The 24,291-nt window shown below is 68.7% G+C and carries 22 protein-coding genes; 12 read left to right on the forward strand and 10 right to left on the reverse strand.

The features are described 5' to 3' along the window. Positions 1-2: 2 nt before the first annotated feature. Both N790_RS10065 and N790_RS10070 read right to left on the reverse strand, forming a co-directional pair. A complete protein-coding gene (locus N790_RS10065; RefSeq protein WP_052385852.1) occupies positions 3-1,967 on the reverse strand; it encodes a SpoIIE family protein phosphatase in 1,965 nt (654 codons plus the stop codon). Then, positions 1,964-3,955: a SpoIIE family protein phosphatase gene (locus N790_RS10070; protein WP_245593772.1), complete on the reverse strand. Its 1,992-nt coding sequence runs from the start codon at positions 3,953-3,955 to the stop codon at positions 1,964-1,966. The genes N790_RS10065 and N790_RS10070 overlap by 4 nt, the downstream gene beginning before the upstream one ends. Positions 3,956-4,059: 104 nt before the next feature. Here N790_RS10070 and aceE point away from each other — a divergent pair, with 104 nt between their 5' ends. Next, the gene (aceE, locus tag N790_RS10075) at positions 4,060-6,741 is read left to right on the forward strand and encodes a pyruvate dehydrogenase (acetyl-transferring), homodimeric type (protein ID WP_043803852.1); all 2,682 of its coding nucleotides are present in this window, start codon (positions 4,060-4,062) and stop codon (positions 6,739-6,741) included. Positions 6,742-6,910: 169 nt separating this feature from the next. On the opposite strand, the gene N790_RS15670 is transcribed toward aceE, so the two are convergent. The 3 genes from N790_RS15670 to N790_RS10080 all read right to left on the reverse strand — a co-directional run bounded on the left by N790_RS15670 (position 6,911) and on the right by N790_RS10080 (position 10,606). Continuing rightward, positions 6,911-8,077: an AAA family ATPase gene (locus tag N790_RS15670; RefSeq protein WP_169742173.1), complete on the reverse strand. Its 1,167-nt coding sequence runs from the start codon at positions 8,075-8,077 to the stop codon at positions 6,911-6,913. A 274-nt stretch (positions 8,078-8,351) separates the two neighbouring features. Then, on the reverse strand, positions 8,352-9,560 hold the full coding sequence (locus N790_RS15675; protein WP_084062841.1) for a DUF262 domain-containing protein: 1,209 nt from the start codon (positions 9,558-9,560) through the stop codon (positions 8,352-8,354). Positions 9,561-9,736: 176 nt separating this feature from the next. Further along, positions 9,737-10,606, reverse strand: coding sequence for an AraC family transcriptional regulator (locus N790_RS10080; RefSeq protein WP_043803854.1), 870 nt, complete (start codon positions 10,604-10,606; stop codon positions 9,737-9,739). 104 nt (positions 10,607-10,710) lie between these two features. On the opposite strand from N790_RS10080, the gene N790_RS10085 reads away from it, so the two are divergent. From N790_RS10085 to N790_RS10105, 5 genes are all read left to right on the forward strand, one after another. Beyond that, positions 10,711-11,256 (forward strand): carboxymuconolactone decarboxylase family protein, encoded by a 546-nt coding sequence (locus N790_RS10085; RefSeq protein WP_043803855.1) that lies wholly within the window; start codon positions 10,711-10,713, stop codon positions 11,254-11,256. A gap of 171 nt (positions 11,257-11,427) precedes the next feature. Next, the gene (locus N790_RS10090) at positions 11,428-11,736 is read left to right on the forward strand and encodes a type II toxin-antitoxin system RelE/ParE family toxin (RefSeq protein WP_043803856.1); all 309 of its coding nucleotides are present in this window, start codon (positions 11,428-11,430) and stop codon (positions 11,734-11,736) included. Beyond that, on the forward strand, positions 11,733-12,038 hold the full coding sequence (locus tag N790_RS10095; RefSeq protein ID WP_043803857.1) for a helix-turn-helix domain-containing protein: 306 nt from the start codon (positions 11,733-11,735) through the stop codon (positions 12,036-12,038). The genes N790_RS10090 and N790_RS10095 overlap by 4 nt, the downstream gene beginning before the upstream one ends. Before the next feature lie 629 nt (positions 12,039-12,667). Continuing rightward, positions 12,668-13,039, forward strand: a complete 372-nt coding sequence (locus N790_RS10100) for a VOC family protein (protein ID WP_043803858.1) — start codon at positions 12,668-12,670, stop codon at positions 13,037-13,039. 56 nt (positions 13,040-13,095) lie between these two features. Further along, the gene (locus N790_RS10105) at positions 13,096-14,232 is read left to right on the forward strand and encodes an alpha/beta hydrolase family protein (RefSeq protein ID WP_052385853.1); all 1,137 of its coding nucleotides are present in this window, start codon (positions 13,096-13,098) and stop codon (positions 14,230-14,232) included. 9 nt (positions 14,233-14,241) lie between these two features. Here the strand turns inward: N790_RS10105 and N790_RS10110 are convergent, their stop codons facing one another. Next, positions 14,242-14,433 carry a hypothetical protein gene (locus tag N790_RS10110; RefSeq protein WP_043803859.1) on the reverse strand — a complete coding sequence of 64 codons (192 nt, stop codon included), beginning with the start codon at positions 14,431-14,433 and terminating at the stop codon, positions 14,242-14,244. 166 nt (positions 14,434-14,599) lie between these two features. On the opposite strand from N790_RS10110, the gene N790_RS10115 reads away from it, so the two are divergent. The 3 genes from N790_RS10115 (at position 14,600) to N790_RS10125 (ending at position 17,815) form a co-directional block, all read left to right on the forward strand. Beyond that, complete coding sequence (locus tag N790_RS10115; RefSeq protein ID WP_052385854.1) at positions 14,600-15,736, forward strand: threonine aldolase family protein; 1,137 nt, start codon at positions 14,600-14,602, stop codon at positions 15,734-15,736. 170 nt (positions 15,737-15,906) lie between these two features. Then, positions 15,907-17,334, forward strand: a complete 1,428-nt coding sequence (locus N790_RS10120) for a sigma-54-dependent transcriptional regulator (RefSeq protein ID WP_043803861.1) — start codon at positions 15,907-15,909, stop codon at positions 17,332-17,334. Continuing rightward, on the forward strand, positions 17,318-17,815 hold the full coding sequence (locus N790_RS10125; RefSeq protein WP_043803863.1) for a hypothetical protein: 498 nt from the start codon (positions 17,318-17,320) through the stop codon (positions 17,813-17,815). The genes N790_RS10120 and N790_RS10125 overlap by 17 nt, the downstream gene beginning before the upstream one ends. Before the next feature lie 10 nt (positions 17,816-17,825). On the opposite strand, the gene N790_RS15285 is transcribed toward N790_RS10125, so the two are convergent. Continuing rightward, the gene (locus N790_RS15285; protein WP_052385855.1) at positions 17,826-18,758 is read right to left on the reverse strand and encodes an RES domain-containing protein; all 933 of its coding nucleotides are present in this window, start codon (positions 18,756-18,758) and stop codon (positions 17,826-17,828) included. A gap of 179 nt (positions 18,759-18,937) precedes the next feature. Here N790_RS15285 and N790_RS10135 point away from each other — a divergent pair, with 179 nt between their 5' ends. Beyond that, entirely contained in the window at positions 18,938-20,377 is a 1,440-nt protein-coding gene (locus tag N790_RS10135; protein WP_043803865.1) for a protein adenylyltransferase SelO, read from the forward strand. A 96-nt stretch (positions 20,378-20,473) separates the two neighbouring features. After that, positions 20,474-20,992 (forward strand): hypothetical protein, encoded by a 519-nt coding sequence (locus N790_RS10140; RefSeq protein WP_043803866.1) that lies wholly within the window; start codon positions 20,474-20,476, stop codon positions 20,990-20,992. 12 nt (positions 20,993-21,004) lie between these two features. Here N790_RS10140 and N790_RS10145 read toward each other — a convergent pair whose 3' ends face one another. Beyond that, a complete protein-coding gene (locus N790_RS10145; protein ID WP_043803870.1) occupies positions 21,005-21,427 on the reverse strand; it encodes a universal stress protein in 423 nt (140 codons plus the stop codon). A gap of 62 nt (positions 21,428-21,489) precedes the next feature. Between N790_RS10145 and N790_RS15290 the strand changes: the two genes are divergently transcribed. Beyond that, positions 21,490-23,064 (forward strand): tetratricopeptide repeat-containing sulfotransferase family protein, encoded by a 1,575-nt coding sequence (locus N790_RS15290; RefSeq protein WP_052385856.1) that lies wholly within the window; start codon positions 21,490-21,492, stop codon positions 23,062-23,064. Position 23,065: 1 nt separating this feature from the next. Here N790_RS15290 and N790_RS10155 read toward each other — a convergent pair whose 3' ends face one another. Further along, positions 23,066-23,323, reverse strand: a complete 258-nt coding sequence (locus N790_RS10155) for a DUF3297 family protein (protein ID WP_043803871.1) — start codon at positions 23,321-23,323, stop codon at positions 23,066-23,068. Continuing rightward, a complete protein-coding gene (locus tag N790_RS10160; RefSeq protein WP_052385857.1) occupies positions 23,320-24,057 on the reverse strand; it encodes an aspartate/glutamate racemase family protein in 738 nt (245 codons plus the stop codon). The genes N790_RS10155 and N790_RS10160 overlap by 4 nt, the downstream gene beginning before the upstream one ends. Between the last annotated feature and the right edge of the window lie 234 nt (positions 24,058-24,291).

Raw genomic sequence — 24,291 nt, forward strand, 5'->3', positions numbered from 1 at the left:
GGTCACGCGTCCTCGTTGGTGCCGTCGTCGCGCAGGTAGCGCAGCGCCAGCACGGTGATGTCGTCGGACTGCGGCGCGCCGGCCGCGAAGGCCTGCACCGCCGCCAGCAGCGCCGCGCACTGGCCCTGGGCATCGCGCCCCGGCGCCAGCGCCTGCAGCAGGCGTTCTTCGCCGAAGGCCAGGTTGGCCAGGTCGAAGGCTTCCGTCACGCCGTCCGTATAAAGCACCAACGTGTCGCCGTGGCCAAGCCGGCCCGTCCACAGCACGTAGTCGTCGTTGGCCTCGAAGCCCAGCGGGCCGCCCGGCGGCACGGCCAGCCATTCGCGCCGGCCGTCGGGGCGCAGCCACACCGGGTGTTCGTGGCCGGCGTTGGCCATCACCAGTTCGCCGCTGGCCAGGTCGAGCTTGCCGCACAGCGCCGTGGCGAACATGCAGGTGTCGTTGCCTTCCACCAGGTGCCGGGACGCCTCGGCCAGCGCCCGCGCCGGCGAACCGCCCAGCCGCGCCGCCACTTCCAGCACCGTCATGGTGCGCGCCATGAACAGCGCCGCCGGCACGCCCTTGTCCGACACGTCGCCGGCCACGAACCACAGCACCCCGTCGCCCTGTTCGAAGAAATTGTAGAAGTCGCCGCCGACCGCCTTGGCCGCCTTGAGCAGGGCGCCGGCCTCCACCCGCGCGCCGGCCGCGCGCACCTGGCGGGAAGGCGGCAGCATGGCCAGCTGGATGTCGCGGGCGATGTCGAGTTCGCTCTCCAGCTTCTGGCGCTCGCTGGCCATGCCGGCGATCTCCTCGAGCTGGAAGCGGATGGAATCGCGCGCCCGCTCCAGCGCCCGCGCCATCACGCCCACCTCGTCGCCGCGGGTGTCGTGCGGCACCGGCCAGTCGTATTCGCCGATGGCGAAGTGCCCCGCCGAGCCGGTGAGTTCGCTCAGCGGCACGGTGATGCGCGCCGCCAGCCGGCGCACCACCAGCGCCATCACCAGCACCGCCAGCAGCGCGCCCAGGCCCAGCCAGCGCGCCTGCCGGCGCAGGTCGGCCAGCACCACGTCGTAGTCGAGCGACAGCTGCAGGCCCCAGCCCGAATCGGCGATGGGCGTGTACACCGTGAAGCGCTCGCTGCCGCCCGCCGGCGAACGGTGCCGGAATTCCAGCGCCTGGCCGGCGGCGCGCGCGGTTTCCAGCGGCGCCAGGTCGCCGCGGCCGGCGATTTGCGCGTAGGCCGCCAGCGTGTGGTTCAGCGCCACGCCCGGCTCGGGGTGCAGGGCGATGGTGCCGCCGGGCGCGAACAGCATCACGTGTTGGCCGGGGATCTGCCGCACCGGGTCGAGCAGTTCGCCCAGCCGGCGCACCGGCACGTCCAGGCTCACCATGCCGCGGGCCACGCCGTGGACGTCGCGCAGCGGGCGGTTGAGCGTGACCATCCACACGCCGCCGGCGGTTTCGTTGAAGTAGGGCTCCGACCACCAGGGCGCCGGCGTCTGCAGCGTGCGCTGGTACCAGCCCTGCGCGAACAGGTCGTAGCCGTCGGCCAGCATGTCGCGGTCGGGCACGTTGAAGGCGTCGCGGCCGGCGTAATAGGCCATGGGCCGGCCGTCCACCAGCACGCCCGGCTCCAGCGCCACCAGGCCGCCCGCGGCCGAGCCGTCCGCCGCCACCAGCGCTTCCATCGTGCCCGCCAGGTCGGCCTGCTGCAGGCCCAGGCGGTTGAACAGGCCCACCACGCCGTCGGCGGTGATGCGCACCGACTCCATGGCCGCCGCCATGCGCTCGGCGGCCTGGCGGGCTTCGAAGCGGGTGCGCTCCTCGGCTTCGCCCAGCAGCTGCTGGCGCGCCACGTAATAGGCCACCACGAACGCAGCCAGCAGCACCAGCGCCAGCAGCGCGCCGAACCAGCCCATCAGCTGCGTGCGCAGGCTGTGTCGCCAGTGCACGACGTGGGTGGCGGCGGCGGAAAGGTCGTTCATGGCGCGTCCCCGGCCTGGTAACGCAGCGCCAGCAGCGTGATGTCGTCCGACTGCGGCGCCTCGCCGGCGAAGGATTGCACGGCCGCGTGAAGCCGGTGGCAAAGCGCCGCCGGGTCGGCGCCTGCTTCAAGCGCCCGCAGCAAACGCGCCTCGCCGAAGGCCTGGTTGGCCGCGTCGAAGGCTTCGGTCACGCCGTCGGTGTACAGCAGCAGCGTGTCGCCCGGCGCCAGGCGGCCGCGCCAGGCGGGGTAGTCGCCGGCCACGTCCACGCCCAGCGGGCCGGTGGTGGGCACGGGCAGGAATTCGCGGCGGCCGTCGGCGTGCAGCAGCACCGGCGGTTCGTGGCCCGCGCTGGCCAGCACCAGCTGGCCCGTGCCCAGCTCCAGCACGCCGCACAGCACGGTGGCGAACATGCAGGTGTCGTTGCCTTCGGCCAGGTGCAGCGCCGCGGCGCGCAGCGCGCTGCCCGGCGAACCGCCGGCCTGCGCCGCCACTTCCAATACCGTCATCGTGCGCGCCATGAACAGCGCGGCCGGCACGCCCTTGTCCGACACGTCGCCGATGGCGAACCACAGCGCGTCGCCCTCGCGCCCGAACACGGTGTAGAAATCGCCGCCCACTTCCTTGGCCGGGTCGAGCAGCCCGTGCCAGGCCACGTGGAAACCGCCGCCACGCAGTTCGCCCGGGCCCGGCAGCAGCGCCTGCTGGATGTCGCGGGCGATGCCCAATTCGCTTTCCAGCCGCGAACGCGCCGCTTCCATGCCGGTGATCTCCACCAGCTGGCGCTTGATGGAGCCGCGCGCGGCGTCGAAGGCGCGCGCCATCACGCCCACCTCGTCCTCGCGTTCGACATGGCGCAGCGGGTAGTCGAATTCGCCGCGGGCGAAATGGTGCGCGGTGTCGGTGAGGTCCTCCACCGGTTGCGCGATGAGCCCGGCGTGCCGGCGTACGGCCCACACGCACAGCACCACGCCCAGCAGGCCCGCGCCCAGGCCCCACAGCGTCACCGCGTTGAGCTGGGCCAGGATGACGTGCTCCGGCACGCTGAGCGCGAAACTCCAGCCGGTTTCGCCCACCGGCAGCGCGAAGCTGTAGTGGCGCTCGCCGGCGCGCGGGCCACTGCCGGCCAGCGTGTGCTGCCATTCCAGCGGCAGGCGGCGGCGCAGGGCGTCGGCCAGCGGGGCCAGGTCTTGGCGCCCGGTGCTTTCGATCACCTCGGGCAACGGGCCGCCGCCGCTGAAAGCCGTGTCCGGGTGCACCACGGCGCGGAATTCCGGCGAAAACAGCATGGGCACCAGCCCCGGCGCGTCCACCAGCTGGCCCAGCTGCCCGCGCAGGCGCTGCACCGGTACGTCCAGGCTGACCATGCCGATGGCACCCATGCCTTCGCCACCGGGCCGGAACAGCGGCAGGTTGTAGGTGACGAACAGTTCGCCGCCGGTGGCGTCGTTCGCATACGGCTCGGACCACCACGGCCGCGCGGTGCCCACGGTGCGCGTGTACCAGGGCAACACGCGGTAGTCGTCGTAGCCCAGGCCCTTCAGGGGGGTGTTCACCAGGCCCAGGCCTTCGCGGCGCACGTACCAGTCGAAGCCCGGGTCGTCGTCGCCCAGGCGGCCCGGTTCCATGGCCACCATGACGCCGGCGATGTCGGGGTCGGCGGCCAGCGTGGCCTCGAGCAGGGCGCGCAGGTTCAGCGGCTGCCGGCCCAGGCCCGAGGCCGTGCCGGCCAGCGTGCGCCCGCTCACCTGCACCGAATCGAGCGTGGCCTCCAGGCCGCCCGCGGCCTGCTGCGCCAGCCCGCGCATTTCGGCCTGGGTGTTGGCGATGAGCACGCCGCGCAGGGCCACGTAGAACACCGCCGCCACGGCCACCAGCAGCAGCACGCTGGTGAGGCTGGACCACAGCAGCAGGCGCGTGCGCAGGCTCCGGCGCCAGGGCACCTGGCGCCCGCCGACCGACCCGTGCCGTGGCTGCTGGTCCGTCACGCTTCCCTCCGAAGCCGCCCCCGGAGCATACCCTGCGGTAAACTTCCGGTCCTTATCCGGAAACGACGACGCGCCGGGCCGCCGGCCGCGAGGAAGAGAGAAGAATGAACTGGCTGACCGACGCCCTGGAAAACGACCTCGACCCCGTCGAGACCCGCGAGTGGATGGAATCGCTGAAGGCCGTGCTCGACGCCGACGGCCCCGAGCGCGCCCACCACCTGCTGCAGCGCATGGTCGAACTGACCCGCCGCGCCGGCGCGCACCTGCCGTTCCAGCCCACCACCGAATACATCAACACCATCCCGCCGCACCTGGAAGCCAAGAGCGACGGCGACGCGATGATGGAATGGCGCATCCGCTCCATCATCCGCTGGAACGCCATGGCCATGGTGGTGCGCGCCAACCGCCGCCCCGGCGACCTGGGCGGCCACATCGCCTCGTTCGCCTCCGGCGCCACGCTCTACGACGTGGGCTTCAACCACTTCTGGCGCGCGCCCAGCGCCGGGCACCCGGGCGACATCCTTTACATCCAGGGCCACAGCTCGCCGGGCATCTACGCCCGCAGCTTCCTGGAAGGCCGCATCAGCGAAGGCCAGCTCGACAACTTCCGCATGGAAGTGGACGGCAAGGGCATCTCCAGCTACCCGCACCCGTGGCTGATGCCGGACTACTGGCAGACCCCCACCGTTTCCATGGGCCTGGGCCCCATCAGCGCCATCTACCAGGCGCGTTTCCTGAAGTACCTCGAGCACCGCGGCCTGATCGCGCCCAGCGACCGCAAGGTGTGGTGCTTCCTGGGCGACGGCGAGACGGACGAGCCCGAGAGCCTGGGCGCCATCGGCGTGGCCGGCCGCGAGGGCCTGGACAACCTCATCTTCGTCATCAACTGCAACCTGCAGCGCCTGGACGGCCCGGTGCGCGGCAACGGCAAGATCATCCAGGAGCTGGAAGGCAGCTTCCGCGGCGCTGGCTGGAACGTGCTCAAGCTCGTCTGGGGCAGCTACTGGGACCCGCTGCTGGCGCGCGACGCCGACGGCACGCTCAAGAAGCTGATGATGGAAACCGTCGACGGCGAGTACCAGAACTGCAAGGCCTTCGGCGGCGCCTACACGCGCGAGCACTTCTTCGGGAAGTACGAAACCACCAAGCGCATGGTGTCGAACCTGAGCGACCAGGATATCGCCCGCCTCAACCGCGGCGGCCATGACCCGCACAAGGTGTACGCCGCCTACGACCGCGCCGTGAAGCACACCGGCCAGCCCACCGTCATCCTGGCCAAGACGGTGAAGGGTTACGGCATGGGCAGCTGGGGCGAATCGCTCAACCCCACGCACCAGACCAAGAAGCTCGACGACACCGCGGTGAAGGCCTTCCGCGACCGCTTCCAGATCCCGGTCAGCGACGACAAGCTGCCCGAGGTGCCGTTCTACCACCCGGGCGAAAAGTCGCCGGAAGTGGAATACATGCGTTCGCGCCGCGAGAAGCTGGGCGGTTTCCTGCCCCAGCGCCGTCGCACCACCAGCAAGAAGCTGGAAGCGCCGAAGCTGGAAGTGTTCGAGCGCCTACTCAAGAGCACCGGCGAGCGCGAGAACTCCACCACCATGAGCTTCGTGCAGGCGCTGAACATCGTGCTGCGCGACAAGCAGGTGGGCCCGCTGTGCGTGCCCATCGTGGCCGACGAGGCGCGCACCTTCGGCATGGAAGGCCTGTTCCGCCAGATCGGCATCTACGCGCCGGAAGGCCAGAAGTACAAGCCGGTCGACGCCGACCAGCTGATGTACTACCGCGAGGACAAGGCAGGCCAGGTGCTGGAAGAGGGCATCACCGAAGCGGGCGCCTTCAGCTCGTGGATGGCGGCCGCCACCAGCTATTCCTCGTCCGACCAGCCCATGCTGCCGTTCTACATCTACTACAGCATGTTCGGCATGCAGCGCATCGGCGACAGCGCCTGGCAGGCGGCCGACATGCGCGCGCGCGGCTTCCTGCTGGGCGCCACCGCCGGCCGCACCACGCTCAACGGCGAAGGCCTGCAGCACGAGGACGGCCATTCGCACCTGCTGGCCGGCGCCATCCCGAACTGCAAGGCCTACGACCCCACCTTCGGCTTCGAAGTGGCGGTGATCCTGCAGCACGGCATGAAGCGCATGCTCGAGGACCAGGTGGACGAGTACTACTACCTGACCCTGATGAACGAGAACTACGCGCACCCGGACATGCCGGAAGGCGCGGCCGAGAACATCCTGAAGGGCATGTACCTGCTGAAGGACGCCGGCAAGCCCAAGAAGGGCGAACTGCGCGTGCAGCTGATGGGCAGCGGCACCATCCTGCGCGAGGCCATCGCCGCGGCCGAGCTGCTGGACAAGGACTTCGGCGTGAGCGCCGACATCTGGAGCTGCCCCAGCTTCACCGAGCTGCGCCGCGACGGCTTCGACGCCGAGCGCTGGAACCGCCTGCACCCGGAAGACAAGCCGCGCGTGCCGCACATCACCCAGTGCCTGGAAGGCCGCCAGGGCCCCGCCATCGCCGCCACCGACTACGTGCGCGCCTTCGCCGACCAGGTGCGCGCGTTCGTGCCGATGAAGTACACGGTGCTGGGTACGGATGGCTTTGGTCGTTCCGACACCCGTGCCAACCTGCGCCGGTTCTTCGAGGTGGATCGCTACTACATCGCCCACGCGGCGATTGCCGCGCTGGCTGCCGAGGGCAAGATGAACGCGAAGGATGTGGCGCGGGCGATCAAGCAGTACAAGATCGATCCCGAGAAGGCGAATCCGATTGGGGTGTGAGGCGAGTTGAGAGGGTGGAATGCTAGGGCCGCTCTCTCAAGACGGGAGTCAAAGCAACACCCGATCCCCGTTGGGCTGATGTGTGCTGCCCCGATTCCTTGCTCGGATTCGCGTCGGCGCGACAATCAAGACGTACAACCCATGCTTGGCTAATGCATCGCGGGCGAAATCAGTTCAGTGGCATTGCGGCTAAGTGGCCAAGCAGTGTCTCCGCCGCTTCTCTTGTGGCCCTTCTCACGGCGTCGTCGTTAAGCCAAGCTGCAATAACCGCTGTTCGCACTGTTGCTGCACTAGCATGCATTCCAAGTGCGTCGATAAGACCATTGATGAAATCGTGGTGGTCGAGGTGTGAGACTCTGTCTAGGGCGGCGACCACTTGCTTTTCTTCAACTCCAATGGCTTGGCTGAAGGCCCCGACATCCCGTTGAATCTTTGCCCGGGCTGCGGCAATTGGATCGTTGTCCTCGGGGAGAAAAATCAGGTCCTCGGCGGTCTTGAACTCGGTGCGTTTGTCGCCGTCGAGTAGTCCGTAAGCTCTGAATGAGCCGCTTGATTTCGGAAACTGGCGGACGAACCTCGCCAGCTCCGTGGCTCCGCCCTCAACAATTTGAATGTCAAAGTAACGAGCTAGGCCGTCGCCCCAGAGATTAAGAATCTGCCGAGCTGCCTCTTTGGCGTCGACATCCTCAACAACTACCAAAATGCGTGCGGGACGCGATAGACCTAGTCCTCTTAGCGCATGCCTCTTGCTTGTGGCGCGGGAGACGTTGCTCCTCGATCGAGCCAACCGATCTGGCAGGACAACCAGAATTTCAGACTCCACCAAGCGATCTAGCAGTTCAGCAGAATGAGTACTCAAGATTACTGCGTGCTTCTTATCGCTCGCAGCAAGGGCGATGATATCAAGTAGTTCGTTCCTGGACGACGGAGATAGGTGAGAGTCTGGTTCATCTAGCACCAGAATCGTGCTCGAAGTGAATCTATAGACCCACCAGATCACATAGCAAGCACACAGCTCCCCAAACCCCATTGATGTGGAATCATAAGAAATCCCATCACAAGAGACTTCAAAGTAAGGAACTACTTCCTCGCTCTCATCCTCTTCCGACCCCAGCTCTGAGCTCGTTGGGGCCTCAATCTCTCTTATTCTCAGAGAATCATAGTTCTTTCGGCATACGTGCCGGTAGCGATCGAGTTCGTGGCCTGTGACCTGGCGCGGCCCAAATTGTTCGATTAGTTCACCCAGGTTGGCCTGGTTTTCAAAGAGTGTTATTGCGAAGTGAGCTTCACGTGATGCATCGAGGTAGGCAAGCGGAGGAGTGGTTTCACCGGCCATGGAGGGAATCCGGAATCGTTGCCCTCGATACTCTCCTGAGATGTACCGAATAGCATCGCCATCCTGTGGCGGCAATCCTGCCGCCAGTAAGCGAAGACTAGATAGAAGGCGAGTCTTTCCCGCCCCATTCGGCCCAACAAAGCCAACTATTCGAGAGCCGACTTGGTGCTCATGCTCAGGCGCAGTTTCATCTGTGGCGATAGAGTCGATGCGAAGCGTGGCTCGATCTTGGCGACACTTGAGCCAGCCGATTTCGATGTCGGCGATGCGCATACTAGAGACTTTCCCCCCAGCTGCAGTAATCAACGAATCGCATCGCATACGAGTCGCTTTGAAACTCGCTTGGCGCTGAAAGAAACTCGGAAAGGTTGCGGTAGGCAGGGTCCGTGCAGCCAGCAAACGAGCTAAATCTCGATGCATGCCAGGCGACCCAAAGAGAGAAGTCTCTGGCTGTCACGGAGGACACGTCCGATACGCGTGATGTTGCCCTGTCTGTGAAAATCTGCAGCACGCAGCGTACTGCACTAGTGCTTTCGATGAACTTCTGAACCTGCATTGCGCCGAATCTGCCCCCGTCGCCGGAGATTTCGGCTCGAAGAGTCTCAAATGCGGACATGAAAAGCGCCAAGCTTGATGGGTCGACTTTCCTGTCGAGCCGGGAAATAAAGACAAGCCAAGAGTAAAAGGTTGCCTTATTAAGCTTTGGGAGAGGTGCGTGGTGTAGATGGCTACGCATTGCCCTGAATGCGTTCTCAGCTACGTCAATACTGTAGGAAAAACGATCCCATGAATCCTGTCTTAGCGGCGTATCCCGTCGGTACAGGTCATTTACTGCTGAGGCGGTCAGCTTCTTGCGGAGAGTGCCAAACTCAATCGTGCATGCAAATCTAGCGAAGACATCGTCGTACGCCATGCGACTGTTGCTGAACCCAATCCACTCCGATGCTTTTGTCGCATCTTCAAACCGAAGGACTTGGTCTCGAATTTGATCGCGAACAGGGCCGAAAAACGCGTTCCTCTTTTCGGCAGAAGTGAGTGTGGTTGGCTGGTTAAGCCGAAAAAAGATCTCTGCAGGTTCTTCGGGCTTGTAGTCTGCGACTTCATAGATTCGGATTGTGGTTCTGTCAAATGCCTTTCGGGTTTCAAGCGGCAGTTCGCTGAAGCGGGTTCCGTGCAATGACTGAATGTGCGCGTCTGCGGGCTTGATCTTGCCGTCGACGCAGAACCTGTCTAGCTTGAAGTCTCGAATCGCAGCCAATCGCTGCTGCCCATCCAAGACTTGCTGCTTGCTCGAGCTCGATGGGTCTTGCACCAATAGGACCGGCGGAACAACCCATCCTCTCAGGATCGTATCGACCAAGCGTTGCTGCTTGGATGTTGGCCAGACCTCTCCACGCTGAAAGTCAGGTTGCAGGTCAATATCACCATCCTGGATCCTGTTGAAAAGGGTTGAGATGTCTGGCTCGGCTGGATAGAAGCGCATATGGTTTGGCTGCCAATTCAGATTGTTTTTTTGTGACTGCTAAAGGCGACTAGTTGCTGTAGGCAATATAGTGTCCTATTTGCCATACCGCTCGAGCGGAACTGATTTTGTTCACCCATCCCCGCTGGTTAGGTGTGTTGGCAGGCTGGATTTGTGGATTTTCCGACGCCGCATTGCTACTTATTCGGCGAGGAGTCTAACCTCTTAGCGTGGGTCCGCCACGCCCTCGGCGACAATGCGCGAGCGGCACTGAAGGCTCGCGACAGCGCCGCTGCGCTTCCATAACCCACTTTCTGTGCAATTCGATCCAGGCCCTCACCGCGCAGCAACGCCTGCTGAGCCAGGGTGATTCGATACTGCGCCAGGTAGGCCGCAGGGGTTTCGCCCACCACTTCCGCGAACACCTCTGCAAACCGACTACGCGACATGCCGGCCCGCCCGGCCAGCGTCTCCAGAGTCCACGGCTCTGCCGGTTCGTCGTGCATCGCCACAATGGCCTTGGCCAGCTGCGGGTGCCCCAGGCCCGCCAGCGGACCCTCGGTAATGTGCCCGCTGTCGAGCAGGTGCCGCAGCAGCAGCACCACGATGGCGTCGAACAGGCGGTCCACCACTATCTGCCGGCCGCAGCGCTGGGCGAAGGCTTCGTCGAACAGCAGGTCCAGCACGGGCGCGGCGCCGGGCAGGGCGGACAGCGGCAGGCACACGAAGCGCGGCAGCGAACGCGCGATGGGGTGGCCGGCGCCGGTGGCCACGCCCGCCGAAACCGCGCCGCCGAAGGCCAGGTTGGCGCAGGCCATGTCGGCGCCCACGTGTTCGTCGCTCACGAAACGGTGCGCCAGCGGGCGCGGGTAGAACAGCAGGCTGGGCTCGTCCACGCGCACCACTTCGCCGGCGTGGTGTACCTCCAGCGGGCCGCGCCGCACCAGGTGCAATTGCCCCAACCCGTTGTCGGCGAAATCGTTGATGCCGCACAGCGGGCCGCTGTGGAACAGGCGCGCGCTCACCGAGAAGCGGCTCAGCAGGCCCTGCAGGCGGTCCACGGCCATTCCGGACGCTCCATCAAGTAATCGGGACGAATCGTCACCAAGAACCCGAGCCTAGGCCCGATCCTGTGTTGGCGCAATCGGCGCGACCCTTTCGGAGAAACCCCATGTCCCGCGTTCCCCTGCACACCGCCGCCACCGCCCCCGCCGCCAGCCAGCCGCTGCTGGCGCAGGTCCAGGGCGCGTTCGGCGCCACCCCGAACATGTTCCGCGCCGTGGCCAATTCGCCGGCCGCGCTGCAGCTGATGTGGGCCGGCTTCGGCGCGCTCGGCGGCGGCTCGCTGCCCGCGAAGCTGGGCGAGCAGGTGGCGGTGGCCATCGCCGACCGCAACCGCTGCGACTACTGCCTGGCCGCGCACACCGCCCTGGGCCGCAAGGCCGGCGCCAGCGCCACCGAAATGGCCGACGCCCAGGCCGGCCACAGCACGGAGCCGAAAACCGCCGCCGCGCTCGCCTTCGCGCTGAAGGTGGTGGAACACCGCGCCGCCGTCACCGCCGACGACGTGCAGGCCCTGCGCAACGCCGGCTTCGACGACGAAGGCATCGTGGAGCTGCTGGCCCACGTGGCGCTGAACCTGTTCACCAACTACGTCAACGTGGCCCTCGGCGTGCCGGTGGATTTCCCGAAGGTGGCGTTGCGGCAGGCGGCGTGAAGGATGACGCCGGCAGGCGGCGAAGACTGATGCCCGAGCTTTAACCGTCAGACGAGAGTGGGGCGGTTCCCATCGGAGCCGCCCGATGCTCAGTGCCAAAGCCGCCATCCGCAGCCACGCTCCCGGCGCGGCACTTGCACGCCATACGCCAATGGCGCATAGTTGATCCCAGTGCTGACTGTCATCGAGTCAGCTCCTTTCTCTCGGCTCTGGCCCGAGTACTGGTCGCCCGAGGAGTACGGCGACTTCATTCTCCACCTGGCGCTGGACCCCGAAGCCGGCGACGTCATTGCCGGTTCGGGCGGCTGCAGGAAGATCCGGTGGTCCAGGCCGGGTATGGGTAAGCGCGGCGGCGTTAGGGTCATCTACGCACTGAAGCCGAAGGCGGGCACCGTGATGTTGCTGACCCTATATTCCAAATCGGCCCGCGACTCGCTCTCCCCTGGTGTGCTCAAGAGATTGTTGGAGATGATGAAGTGAAGGCAAGGAAGAAATCCCTCTCGGTTCGCGATGCCGGTCGCGACATTGGCGAGGAACTGGTCCAGGCTCTCGAGGAGCTCAAGGCGGGGAAGATTGGCCGCAAGTTCGAGGTGTCGCTGAACGACGTGGTCAAGGCCCGTCTCGGTACGGGCTTGTCCCAATCGGAGTTTGCGGCGGCGCTGCGCATCTCCCCCCGCACCCTGCAGCAATGGGAGCAGGGGCGACGCATGCCTTCGGGTGCGGCGGAAACCTTGCTGCGGATCGTCGCCCGGCATCCGGGTGTTCTGCGGGATATCGCCTGACGTAGCCGGGTGGCACCAACGCTATCGCCCGCACCGCGCACCATAGGCAGGCCGGTTGCCGGCTGCCGTCGCGTCGGCTTCCGACATGAAGCGCCCGCGTTTCGTTGTTCCGTAGTACCGAGTTCCTGGGCAGTGGTAAACGCCCGAACTGGAATTGACCCATACTTCGGTGCTGGCGCTTGGCACCGCGGCTGCTGCCTGGATCGTCGGCGTTGATGCCACGCTCCGGGCTCCAGAGGAGCAGCGGCGGCCGTACGCAGGGCGATAGTTCGAAGCCATGGCATCGGACTCCGCCAGGTACTTCCCCCGCTGCGTATTGCCGTAGTACTGGGTACCCGGGCAGTGGTAGACGCCGGAGCTGGTGTTTACCCAAACCTTGGCCTCTTCGGCAGATGCAATTACTGGGCTCCAGAAGCCGAGTAACACAAACGCGGCCAGTACCAAGCCGGGCCAATTAAGACTAATAGAGCGCCCGGTTCTCATGGGTAACCCCTTGCCCCTGCACCGTTGATTACCTGGAGGCACGCATCCCGAACGAAGCGGCGGCCATATCCAGCCTTTCCGGCGTCAGTTGCCGAACCTCTGGTGCGGGTGCATCCTCCGGCGGATACGCGCCCGGAGACCTCACCATGAACCTCGGCAACTTCTCCCTCAGCCTCGCGGTGAAGGACATCGCCGCCTCGCGCGCCTTCTACGAAGCGCTGGGGTTCACCGCCTTCCACGACCAGATGCACCACGGCTGGCTGATCATGAAGAACGGTGACACCGTGGTCGGGCTGTTCCAGGGCATGTTCGAGAAGAACATGCTGTGCTTCAACCCGGGCTGGGACAACAACGGCCGGAACGTCGACCCCTTCACCGACGTGCGCGAACTGCAGCGCCAGCTGAAAGCCCGCGGCATCACGCCGGTGACCGAAGTGGACGAAACCACCACCGGCCCCGGCCACTTCATCGTCGTCGACCCCGACGGCAACCCGGTGCTGGTGGACCAGCACCGCTGAGCAACCCGTTTCCAAAAACTGGCACACTCCCCTGCACCCCGGTCCGGAGTTCGCCGATGCGCCTCTTGCCCCTGTGCCTGCTGTTGCTGCTATCCGCCTGCGCCTCCACGCCGCCCGCGGAACCCGCGGCCGCCGCGCCGGCGCCCAAGCCTGAAATTGCGCAGCCCAGCGAGCACACCGGCACCATCGCGGGCGCGCCCTGGCGGCTGGACGTGCCGGCGAACTGGAACGGCGAGCTCATCGTCTATTTCCACGGTTACGCGCCGCAGGAACAGCCCATCCCCGAAGTGATGCCGCGCAACGGCTACGAAGGCTGGCTGTTCGACGCCGGCTTCGCCGTGGCGCAGTCCGACTATTCCGCGCGCGGCTGGTCGGTGGCCGAGGCCCTGGCCGACAGCGAGGCCCTGCGCCGGCACGTGGTGGGCCTGCTGGGCCAGCCCAGGCGCACCTGGGCCATGGGCCATTCCATGGGCGCCCACCTGGTGCTGGGCACGCTGGAAACCCACGGCCAGGCCTACGACGGCGGCCTGGCGCTGTGCGGCGCCAACGCGCCCGCCGAAGAATTGTTCAACGGCCCGGTGCTGGGCGCGCTGGCCGTGTTCGCCCACCGCTACCCGGGCGTGCTTGCCCCGGGCGGGCTGTTCGACCCCGGCACGCCGCGCTGGCCCGACGCCGAAAAGATCGAAGCCGCGCTGCAGTCCGACGAACCCTTCGCCGCGCGCTTCGGCCAGGTCTTCGGCATCCCGCGCGAGGGCATGGCCGGCGGCCTGGTGCTGCGCTTCGCCGTGCTGCACGAGCTGGCCGAACGCGCCGGCGGCGTGCCGGTGGACAACACCCAGGTTACTTACGGCGGCTTCGCCGACGCCGCCGCGCTCAACGCCGGCGTGCGCCGCTACGAAGGCAACCCGGCCGCGGTGGCCTACGCCAACGCCCGCCTGCGCCTGACCGGCCAGGCGGCGCGCCCGGTGGTGCTGCGCGCCAACGCCACCGACGAAGTCATCCCGTCGCAAACCTCGTCGCGCTACCTCGACCTGGCGCGCAACGCCGGCCGCGGCGACCACGTGTTCGAACTGCCGCCGGTGGGCGCCGGCCACTGCCGCTTCCCGCCGGGCGCGGAAGCCGAAGCGCTTTCCGCGCTGCGTGCGTGGGTGCTTGAAGGCCGCCACCCGGGGCAGGCGAACCCTGCGCGCTGAGCGGGATCCTCAGCAGCGCCCGTACCAGTCGCCATGCGCGATGTGCGCGTCGGCGGCTTCGCGGGGGATTTCCAGCGTCTTCTTGCCCTTGTGGCAGACGAACACGGTGTCGCCGCCGGCCTTCTGGACCCTGTGCCGGTGGTGCATCTGTCCGCAGGCGGACACGGCGAGCACCAGCACGAGCGCGGTGAAGAGTTTCATGGCACCCCTCCTTTCGTTGGTGGAGCCCCTGTTCCAGCAGCTCCACGCTAGTCCTGGCGGCAGCGCGGCGCAAGCGGCGCACGATTGACCCGCCAAGCACGCGGCCGGCATCCTGAGCCCCGCACGAACCCCGCCGGCCCGGCGTCGGGTCGCCAGGGGGCATTGCATGGATCGTCGCCATTTCCTCGCCGCGGGCGCCGCGGCCACCGCGTCCACGCTGCTGCCGGCCAACGCCGCGGAAGCGACGAACGACGGCCTCTTCCAGCAGGTCAACTTTTTCTCCGACGGCCAGGCGCTCACGCCGCGCGAATACGCCGTCCTGCTCGAAAAAGCCGTGCAAGGCGCCAACTTCGCGCCCGACTACTACTCGCGCGGCGGCGCCATCGAGGCGCTGGAAGCGAAGTTCGCCGAACGCCTGGGCAAGGAAGCCGCCATCTTCCTGCCCACCGGCACGCTGGCCAACCAGCTGGCCGTGCGCAAACTCGCGGGCGAGCACCGCCGCGTGCTGGTGCAGGCCGAAAGCCACCTTTACAACGACAGCGGCGACGCCGCGCAGGTTCTCAGCGGCCTCAGCCTGCTGCCGCTGGCCCCGGGCCGCGCTACGTTTACGCTGGACGAAGCCAAGGAATGGGCCGCGCGCTCCGCCGGCGGCCGCGTGGAAAGCCGTATTGGCGTGCTCAGCATCGAAAGCCCCGTGCGCCGCCGCCAGCACGAATTCGTGCCCTTCGACGAATTGGTCCGCCTCACCGCCTGGGCGCGCGAACAGGGCATGCGCTGCCACCTCGACGGCGCCCGCCTGTTCAACCTGCCGCAGCACACCGGCCATTCCGTGAAGGAACACGCGGCGCTGTTCGACACCGTGTACGTGTCGCTGTGGAAACACTTCAACGGCGCCAGCGGCGCCATCCTGGCCGGGGACGCCGCTTTCATCGAAGGCCTGTACCACGTGCGCCGGCAGTTCGGCGGCGGGCTGCCCTACGCCTGGCCGCTGGTGGCCTTCGTCGACACCTTCCTCGACGACTACGAAGCGCACTATGCCCGCGCCTGGCAGGCCGCCGACAAGGTCATCGCCCGCCTGGAAGCGAGCAGCCGCTTCACCGCGCGCAAGCTGGAAAACGGCACCAGCACGTTCCTGCTGCAGGCCCGCGGCCTCACCTCCGCCGCCCTGGCCGAACGCGCGCAGGAGCACGGCGTGCTGCTGCCGCGCCTGCCCGACGAGGCCACCGACATTCCGCTGCAGGTGAACACCTCGCTGCTGCGCAAGGCGCCGGACGCCGTGGCACGGGCCTTCCTCGGGCCGTAAGGCACGCTTTCCCCGACAGCATTACCCCATGCAATCGCGGTGCCAACCGGCGCCGCGGATGCAGGAATTACACACCGGTGTAAGATCGACCCAGCCCCCCGGAATTGTGATCGTCTGCCGCCTGCGCGCGCCCGCGTTGGAACAGACTGCATCCTCCGGAGGTCGCTGCCATGACCCATCCATCCGTCCTGCTGATCGTCGACGACGACGTCGGCTTCGTGCGGGCCGCCGCCGAAATCGCGCGGGCCCTCGGCTTCGACGTGGTGATCGCCGGCAGCCTCGGCCAGGCCCGCCAGCGCCTGCGCGAACACGCCTTCGACGTGGCGCTGGTGGACCTTTCCCTGCCCGACGGCAGCGGCTTGGAACTGCTGGAACACCTCGACCTCGGCGGCCGCACGCAGGTGATCCTGATCACCGGCCACCCCACGGTGGAATCGGCGCTCAAGGCCATGCACCTGCCCATCGTAGATTACGTGGTGAAGCCGCTGCAGGTGGCGAAGTTCCGCCAGCTGCTGCAAACCGCCGCCGCCCGCCAGCCCGCCACCGAAACGCCGCCCAGCGAACCCTGGCACGGCATCGCCGGTCCGTCGCCGGCCATGGACGCCGTGCGCCGGCAAGTGCGCCGCGTGGCGCCCACCGACGCCTCGGTGTTCATCGAAGGCGAAAGCGGCGTCGGCAAGGAGCTGGTGGCCGCGGCCATCCACGCCGAAAGCGGGCGTCCGGGCCCGTTCGTGGCCTGCAACTGCGGCGCGGTGCCGCCCGACCTGCTCACCAGCCAGCTGTTCGGGCACGAGCGGGGCAGCTTCACGGGCGCCAACGCGCGCCACGTGGGGTTGTTCGAGCAGGCGCAGGGCGGCACGCTGTTCCTGGACGAAATCGGCGAAATGCCGGCGCACCTGCAGGTGCACCTGCTGCGCGCGCTGGAAACCCGGCACATCCGCCGCGTCGGCGGCAGCGAGGACATCCACCTCGACGTGCGCATCGTTTCCGCCACCAACCGCCCGCACGCCGACGCCATCAGCACCGGTCGCCTGCGCGAAGACCTGTACTACCGCCTGGCCGAATTCCCCATGTCGGTGCCGCCGCTGCGCGACCGGCCCATGGACATCCTGCCCATCGCCCAGCTCTTCCTCGACCGCCTCAACCGCCGCTGCGGCACCGCGCGCGTGCTCACCCGCGAGGGCGCCGACCGCCTGCGCCGCTACCGCTGGCCGGGCAACATCCGCGAGCTCAAGAACATCATCCAGCGCGCCTACATCCTGGCCGACGGCGACCTGGTGACGCCGGGCCTGCCGGTGGAAGACCCGGGCCCGTCGGCGGAGACCGCCAGTTCCATCACCTTCGTCGTGGGCACGCCGCTGCACGAAATCGAGCGGCGCATGCTGTTCAAGACCCTGGCCTATTTCGACAACAACAAGGCCAAGGCCGCGCAGGTGCTGGGCATCGCCACCAAGACGCTCTACAACCGCCTCAACAGCTACCAGGCCGCGCCGGCCGGCCCGCCGGCGCTCGACGACGGCGACGACCAGGGCAACGACCCCGCGGCCGAGGCCGCGGGCGTCGGCGACACGGGGGAAAACCATGGAGACCACGCCTGAGCTGGCGCGCCTGTTCCCGGCCACGGTGCGCACCTGGCTGGCGGCCCGCGGTTGCGACGACGCCCGCTGGGTGCCTGCCACCGGCGCCTTGCCGCCCGAAGACGGCAGGCCCTGCGAAGACTTCCCCATGGACCTGCCCACCAGCCCGCTGCGCTGGCTGGTGCTGCGCCTGCACTTCCAGGACGGTGGCGGGCTTGGCGCGGACGAGCGCGCCGCGCTGGCGGCTTACCTGGCCGCGCTGGCGCCCTTCCTGTCCGCCCGGCCGCCGGCCCAGCGCGATCCCTGGGTGACGCTGTCGCGCGAGACGCTGCTGGTGGTGGAACACCAGGTGCGCAACTTCCTCAATTCGCTGCTCATGAACGCCGCGGTGCTCAGCCTGCACACGGGCCACCAGGGCCGCGACCCGGTGCTCGAGCAGATCGAGCTCGACGGCCAGCGCTGCCTCGACGTGGTAAGGCAGCTGCTGCACCCGCCCGGCTGAGCGCGCGGCATCAGTGGCCCCGGCGGCGACGGTCGAGCTGCAGCGGGCGGCAGTCGAAGCGCTGCAGCCGCGCGAAATCGGGGTGGCGCGGGTTCACCAGCAGGTTGAATTCGCCGGGGCAGGTGGGGCTGGGCACCTGCAGCAGCAGCGATTCGGCCTGCGCGGCCCAGTGCATCACCTGCCGGCGCAGCCGCGCCTGCGCCAGCGCGTCGTCGTGGGCCGGGCCCGGGTCGACGCTGCGCAGCAGGTGCGGCGCGAACGCCAGGCGTGCCAGGCAGCGTGGTTCTTCTTCGCCGAAGCCGTGCAGGGTGAGGCAGTCGAGCAGCGCCAGCGCCGGGCTCGCCGCCAGCAGCAGCGCCGGCATGTCGGTGGGCAGCCAACGCTCCTGGCCGCGCGTGCGCCACTCGGCCATGGGCAGGCGCGCCATGGACGCGCGCAGCACCACGAAGGCGGGCACCAGTTCCAGGTCGAGCCGGGCGGTCGAATCCTCGTCGGCGTGGGCGGCGGCGTCCAGCGCGGCGTCCAGGCCTTCGGGCAGCGAGGTGTCGTCGGACAGGTAGGCCCAGGCGGCCATCACCAGCCGCCGCGCCTGGGGCCAGGGCAGGCGCGAGAGCGGGGCCAGGTCGGCCCACTGCAGTTCCAGCTCCCACTCCACGCTCGGGTCGAAGGCGCCGCCGTAGGCCGCGTGCGACAGGCAGGCCAGGGCGTAGGCGGGCGCGGCGTCGGCCCAGGTCACCGCGGGGTCGCCCAGCTGCCGGTGGTGCCACTGCGCGAAGGCCGGGAAGCCGGAAGGAATACGCGCCATGGCCTGGTGCGGCAGGAACTTGGACACGAAGTCCGATTCCACCGACAGCACGTCCTGCATGGCGCGGCGCAATCCTTCCGGCCCCGGCGCCACCGGCGGGGGGGAGGGGGCGTCGACGGGCATCTCGAGCTTGAGCATGCGTTTCTCCAGGGGGCGGGGACCTGGAGGAAGTGCTGCACGAACCTTGCCAAGCCGGGAACCGCGCTGCATCAAGGCCACCCGGCGGGGCAAGCGCGTAAATCCTGCAAGCGGCGCGTCGGAATTGCCGGAACAGGGCGTTGCGGGCATCGCCCCGCGAATCGCGCGACACTGCGCGCATGTTCGAACACACCTATGCCGCGCTGCCGGCCGGTTTCCATGCCGCCGTCGCCCCCACCCCGGTGAAGGCGCCGCGCCTGCTGGCCTGGAACGAGGCGCTGGCCGCCGACTTGGGATTGGACGCGTCGCTGGCTTCGCGTGCGGCCGACGTTTTTTCGGGCAACGTGGTGCCGGACGGTGCGCAGCCGATCGCGCTGGCGTATGCCGGCCACCAGTTCGGCCATTTCGTGCCGCAGCTGGGCGACGGGCGCGCCATCCTGCTGGGCGAAGTGGTTGATCCGCAGGGCCGCCGTTTCGACGTGCAGCTCAAGGGCGCCGGCCCCACGCCGTTCTCGCGCCGCGGCGACGGCCGCGCGGCCATCGGCCCGGTGCTGCGCGAATACCTGGTGAGCGAAGCCATGCACGCGCTGGGCATTCCCACCACGCGCTCGCTGGCGGCGGTGGCTACCGGCGAAATCGTGGTGCGCGACGAGCTCCTGCCCGGCGCCGTGCTCACCCGCGTGGCCGCCAGCCACGTGCGCGTGGGCACCTTCCAGTATTTCGCGGCGCAGGGCGACGACGCCTCGGTGGCGCGGCTGGCCGATTACGTCATCGCCCGCCATTACCCGGCGCTGCGCGACGCGCCGAACCGCCCGCTGGCGCTGCTGCAGGCCGTGGCCGAACGCCAGGCACGACTGGTGGCGGCGTGGATGCACGTGGGTTTCATCCACGGCGTCATGAACACCGACAACGCGGCGGTGTCCGGCGAAACCATCGACTACGGCCCCTGCGCCTTCCTCGACGAATACCACCCGGGCAAGGCCTTCAGCGCCATCGACCGCCAGGGCCGCTACGCCTTCGGCAACCAGCCGCCCATTGCGCAGTGGAACCTGGCGCGGCTGGCCGAATGCCTGCTGCCGCTGTTCCCCGGCGACCCCGACGTGGCGCTGGCCGACGCACGCGCCGCCATCGAAGGATTCGCCGACGTGTATCGCGGCTACTGGCTGGCCGGCATGCGCCGCAAGCTGGGCCTGGCCACGGCGGAAGACGGCGACGAGGCGCTGGCGCAGGCTTTCCTGGAAGCGCTGCAGGCGGTGGAGGCCGACTTCACCCGGTCCTTCCGCGCGCTGGTCGCTGCGGCCGAAGGCGGGGCGCCCGCCACGCTGCCGAAGTCGCCGGCGATGGACGCCTGGCTGGCGCGCTGGCGCGAGCGCCTGGCGCGCGAAGAAACGCCCGCGGCCGAACGCATCGCGATGATGCGAGCCGCCAACCCGGCCGTGATCCCGCGCAACCACCGCGTCGAAGCCGCGCTGGCCGCGGCGGCGGAAGGCGACCTGGGCCCGTTCGAGGCCCTGCTGGCCGCCGTGCGCCGCCCCTTCGACGACGGTCCCGCGCAGGCGCCCTTCATGACGCCGCCGGAGCCGGCCGAGCGCGTTCGCAGCACGTTCTGCGGCACCTGAGCCGTATGCCGGGATTCGCGATTCGCCGGGCCTGATTGCCGGCGGCCCCGCGTGTCTGCCAGAGTCCGGCAGGTCATCACCACCCGGGGAGCGGGCATGGACGAAGCGAACGCGGCACCGGCCCCGGCGGCCCAGGTGCAGGTCGGCGGCAAGACGCTGGCGGTGGAAGAGGCGGCGCGCATCGTGCGCAGCTCGGCCTCGTGGTTCTGGTGGGTGGCGGGCCTGTCGCTGGCGAACTCCATCGCCACCATGACCGACGCCGGCTACGGCATGGTGCTGGGCCTGGGCATCACGCAGATGGTGGACGCGCTGTTCTTCTACGACTTCGACGGCGTGTTCACGCCGCCGTCCGCGGGCGGCCGCGCCTTCCACGCGGTGGCCGTGCTGGCGCTGGCGGGGTTGTTCGTGGGCTTCGGCGCGCTGGCGCGCCGTTTCGTGCTGTGGGCCTTCGCCGCCGGCATGGCCGTGTACGCGGCCGACGCGCTGCTGTTCGTGCTGGCCGGCGACTGGGTCGGCGTGGGCTTCCACGCCTTCGTGCTGTTCATGCTCTGGGGCGGGTTCGGCACCCTGCGCGCCCTGCGGGCGCAGGGCGCGGTGCCGGTGGCCGCGGCCTGAGGCCGCAAGGCCTCAGCGCACCACCAGCACGGGCACGGTGCTCTGCGAGAGCACCTTGTTGGCCACCGAGCCCAGCAGCACGCTGCTCAGCGCCGTGCGGCCGTGCGAGCCCATGATCACCAGGTCGAACTTGCCGGCCTTGGCGGCCTTGGTGATGCTTTCGGCCGGGTCGCCCACGGTGGTCTTTTCCTCGAAAGCCACGCCGGCGCGCTTGAGCACGGCGCGCGAGGGCTTGAGCGCGAGGTTGCTGTTGCCCTCGTGGTACTTGCGGGTGGCGTCCAGGCCCAGTTCCGCGGCGACGCGGCGCATCAGCGGCGCATCCGAATGCATCAGCACCAGGGTGGGCGGCGCGGCCAGGGCCTTGGCCATCTGCGCGGCCAGCTTGGTGGCCGCCTGCGCCGCCTTGCTGCCGTCCACCGCGAGCAGGATCTTCATGGGCGTTCTCCGTCGGAAGGATGACGGGAGAAGCTTACTCCCCGCGTGATAGCGTTGCCGGCATGGATGGGCACGACGCGCTGTGGCGCCAGGGCAACACCGAAGCGGCGCGGCGCAACTGGCCGGCCGCGGCGGCGTGTTTCCGCGCCCATGCCGAACGGTGGCCGGAGCAGGCCGCGGCGTGGATCGCGCTGGCCAAGGCCGAGGGCCTGGCGGGCCACCCGCGCCGCGAACGTGCCGCCAGCGAACGCGCCCTTGCCTGCGCCACGCCCGAATGGCCGCAGGCCCTGGCGCTGGCGCGGCAGCTGCAGTCCCAGCACGAGGTGCGCGCGCTGGAGGCGCTGGCCACCCGCCTGTGGCCGCATGCGGGCGACGCCCCGGAGGAAAGCCTGGTCGAACTGGCCGACCTGCTGGGCCAGGCCGACGCGCACGCCGCGGCCTTGCCCTGGCTGGACGCCGCCCTGGCGCGCGACGCCACCCGCGCCCCGCCCTGGTACCTGCGCGGCACCACCCGGCTGTTCCTGGGCGATTTCGCCGGGGCGCGCGCCGACCTCGAACAGGCCGTCGCGTTGGCCCCGCACTTCGCGCACGCGCACTGGCGCCTGTCCGAACTGCGCGCGCACGACCGCGCCGGCGCCCCGGCGCGCATCACCCGCCTGCGGGCCAATCGCGACCAGGTCGCGCCCGGCTCCGAACACGACATCCACCTGAGCTTCGCCCTGCACGCCGAGCTGCACGACCTGGGCCGCCACGACGAGGCCTGGGCCGCCCTGGAACGCGGGTGCACGGCCAAGCGCGCGCGCCTGCGTTACGACGCCGCGGCCGACCAGCGCCTGTTCGAAGCCCTGCCGCGCCTGTGCGACGCCCGCTTCGTGCACGGCCCCGGCCACGCGGGCGAAGGCGAACCCGTGCCCGTCTTCATCGTCGGTTTGTTCCGCGCCGGCAGCACCGTGCTCGAACGCCTGCTGGCGGGGCATTCGCAGCTGGCCGACGGCGGCGAGAGCCGGCAGTTCAGCGCAAGCCTGCGCGTGGCCGCCGACTACCGCCCGGCCGGCCTGCTCGACGAAGAATTGCTGCAGCGCGCGGCCGGCCTGGATTTCGCCGCGCTGGGCGCCGACTTCATGGCGCGTTCGGCCTGGCGTGCGCGTGGCCGCGCCGGCTGGACCGAGAAGCTGCCGTCGAACCTGCTCAACGCCGGCCTCATCGCGCGGGCGCTGCCGAGGGCGCGTTTCATCCACGTGCACCGGCCGGCCATGGACGCGTGTTTTTCCAACCTGCGCCAGCTCTACGGCGAGATCTGCCGCTACAGCTACGAGCAGCGCGAACTCGCCGCCTACTGGCGCGGCCAGCACGCGCTGGCGGCGCACTGGCGCAGCGTGCTGGGCGAACGCTGGCTCGACCTGGCCCACGCCGATTTGCTGCGCGACCCGGAAGGCCAGCTGCGCCGCGTGCTCGCGCACCTGGGCCTGGATTACGAACCGGGCATGCTCGATCTCGCGACGCGCGGCGGCGCGGTGTCCACCGCCAGCGCCAGCCAGGTGCGCGGCGGCCTGCGCCCGCCGTCGCCGCCGGACTGGCTGCCTTACCGCGCCGCGCTTGCGCCGCTGGCCGGGGCGCTGGGCGAATTCGCCGGGTGATTCAGTCCTGCGCGGGGGCGGCGGTGTCGAGGAACCACACCTCGACCTTGCCGTTGGCCTTCATGGTCATGGCATTGCCGCGGCGGTCGAGCGACTTGCCCACCGGCAGCCGCACCCAGCCTTCGGACACGCAGTATTCCTCGACATTGGTGCGCTCGGTGCCGTTGAAGCGCACGCCGATGCCGCGCTCGAGCATGGCTTCGTCGTAGAAGGGGCTGCGCGGGTTCACGCACAGGCGGTCGGGAGGGGTGTCGCTCATGGGGCGGTTCCTGGGGTTCGGGTGGCGCATTCTAGCGGTTCGCCGGACAGCGCCCAGGCCACCGCGCCGCGGGCGTGCAGGGCGGTGGTGTCGAACAGCGGCAGCGCGGTGTCGGCCGGCGAAACCAGCAGGCCGATCTCGGTGCAGCCCAGCACGATGCCCTCGGCGCCCCGCGCGGCCAGGCGGTCGATGACCGCCAGGTAGGCCGCGCGCGAGGCGTCCTCGATGCGGCCGCGGCAGAGCTCGTCGTAGATGACGCGGTGCACGAGCTCGCGGTCGGCCTCGTCGGGCACCAGCACCTCCAGGCCGTGTTTTTCCTCCAGCCGGCGCCGGTAGAACTCGCCTTCCATGGTGAAGCGCGTGCCCAGCAGGCCGATGCGCGCCAGGCCGGCGGCGCGGATGGCCGCGGCGGTGGGGTCGGCGATGTGCAGCAGCGGCAGGCCGGAGATCGCCTCGATGTCGGCCGCCACCTTGTGCATGGTGTTGGTGCACAGCACCAGGGCCTCGGCGCCGGCGGCGCGCAGGGCTTTCCCGGCCTCGCCCAGCAGGCGGCCGGCGTCGTCCCAGCGGCCCTCGCGCTGCATGTGCTCGACCTCGGCGAAGTCCACGCTGTAGAGCACCAGCCGCGCGCCGTGCAGGCCGCCCAGCGCCTCGCGCACGGCTTCGTTGGCAAGGCGGTAGTAGGGCAGGGTGGATTCCCAGCTCATGCCGCCGATCAGTCCCAGGGTCTTCAAGTTCGTCCGTCCATGCCGTCGCGGAAGGGCATTTTCCCCCGGCCAAACCGGCCTGCCTATACGCAGGCAGCGTCAAAAACCGGCCCGCGGCGGCCCCGGTTTGCCGGGCTTGCGAAAAAACACGGGTTTTTCGCCATTTTCCACTTGGCGGCGCGCTTCACTTGCCCTACATTCGCTGGGCCGGGGGCGATTCCCAGGCACCCCAATTACCCACCGAGAACCACGGGAAAAAAT

The sequence above is a fragment of the Arenimonas malthae CC-JY-1 genome (genome assembly GCF_000747075.1).
GTDB lineage: Bacteria > Pseudomonadota > Gammaproteobacteria > Xanthomonadales > Xanthomonadaceae > Arenimonas > Arenimonas malthae.

Bases quoted from the DNA above. Each gene is read 5' to 3' on its own strand.
- N790_RS10120 (WP_043803861.1), top strand. From the start codon at position 15,907: ATGACCCATCCATCCGTCCTGCTGATCGTCGACGACGACGTCGGCTTC.
- N790_RS10135 (WP_043803865.1), top strand. From the start codon at position 18,938: ATGTTCGAACACACCTATGCCGCGCTGCCGGCCGGTTTCCATGCCGCC.
- N790_RS10115 (WP_052385854.1), top strand. From the start codon at position 14,600: ATGGATCGTCGCCATTTCCTCGCCGCGGGCGCCGCGGCCACCGCGTCC.
- N790_RS10105 (WP_052385853.1), top strand. From the start codon at position 13,096: ATGCGCCTCTTGCCCCTGTGCCTGCTGTTGCTGCTATCCGCCTGCGCC.
- N790_RS10145 (WP_043803870.1), bottom strand. From the start codon at position 21,427: ATGAAGATCCTGCTCGCGGTGGACGGCAGCAAGGCGGCGCAGGCGGCC.
- N790_RS10140 (WP_043803866.1), top strand. From the start codon at position 20,474: ATGGACGAAGCGAACGCGGCACCGGCCCCGGCGGCCCAGGTGCAGGTC.
- N790_RS10110 (WP_043803859.1), bottom strand. From the start codon at position 14,433: ATGAAACTCTTCACCGCGCTCGTGCTGGTGCTCGCCGTGTCCGCCTGC.
- aceE (WP_043803852.1), top strand. From the start codon at position 4,060: ATGAACTGGCTGACCGACGCCCTGGAAAACGACCTCGACCCCGTCGAG.
- N790_RS10085 (WP_043803855.1), top strand. From the start codon at position 10,711: ATGTCCCGCGTTCCCCTGCACACCGCCGCCACCGCCCCCGCCGCCAGC.
- N790_RS15675 (WP_084062841.1), bottom strand. From the start codon at position 9,560: ATGCGCTTCTATCCAGCCGAGCCAGACATCTCAACCCTTTTCAACAGG.
- N790_RS10065 (WP_052385852.1), bottom strand. From the start codon at position 1,967: ATGAACGACCTTTCCGCCGCCGCCACCCACGTCGTGCACTGGCGACAC.
- N790_RS10155 (WP_043803871.1), bottom strand. From the start codon at position 23,323: ATGAGCGACACCCCTCCCGACCGCCTGTGCGTGAACCCGCGCAGCCCC.
- N790_RS15285 (WP_052385855.1), bottom strand. From the start codon at position 18,758: ATGCTCAAGCTCGAGATGCCCGTCGACGCCCCCTCCCCCCCGCCGGTG.
- N790_RS15670 (WP_169742173.1), bottom strand. From the start codon at position 8,077: ATGGCCGGTGAAACCACTCCTCCGCTTGCCTACCTCGATGCATCACGT.
- N790_RS10080 (WP_043803854.1), bottom strand. From the start codon at position 10,606: ATGGCCGTGGACCGCCTGCAGGGCCTGCTGAGCCGCTTCTCGGTGAGC.
- N790_RS10100 (WP_043803858.1), top strand. From the start codon at position 12,668: ATGAACCTCGGCAACTTCTCCCTCAGCCTCGCGGTGAAGGACATCGCC.
- N790_RS15290 (WP_052385856.1), top strand. From the start codon at position 21,490: ATGGATGGGCACGACGCGCTGTGGCGCCAGGGCAACACCGAAGCGGCG.
- N790_RS10125 (WP_043803863.1), top strand. From the start codon at position 17,318: ATGGAGACCACGCCTGAGCTGGCGCGCCTGTTCCCGGCCACGGTGCGC.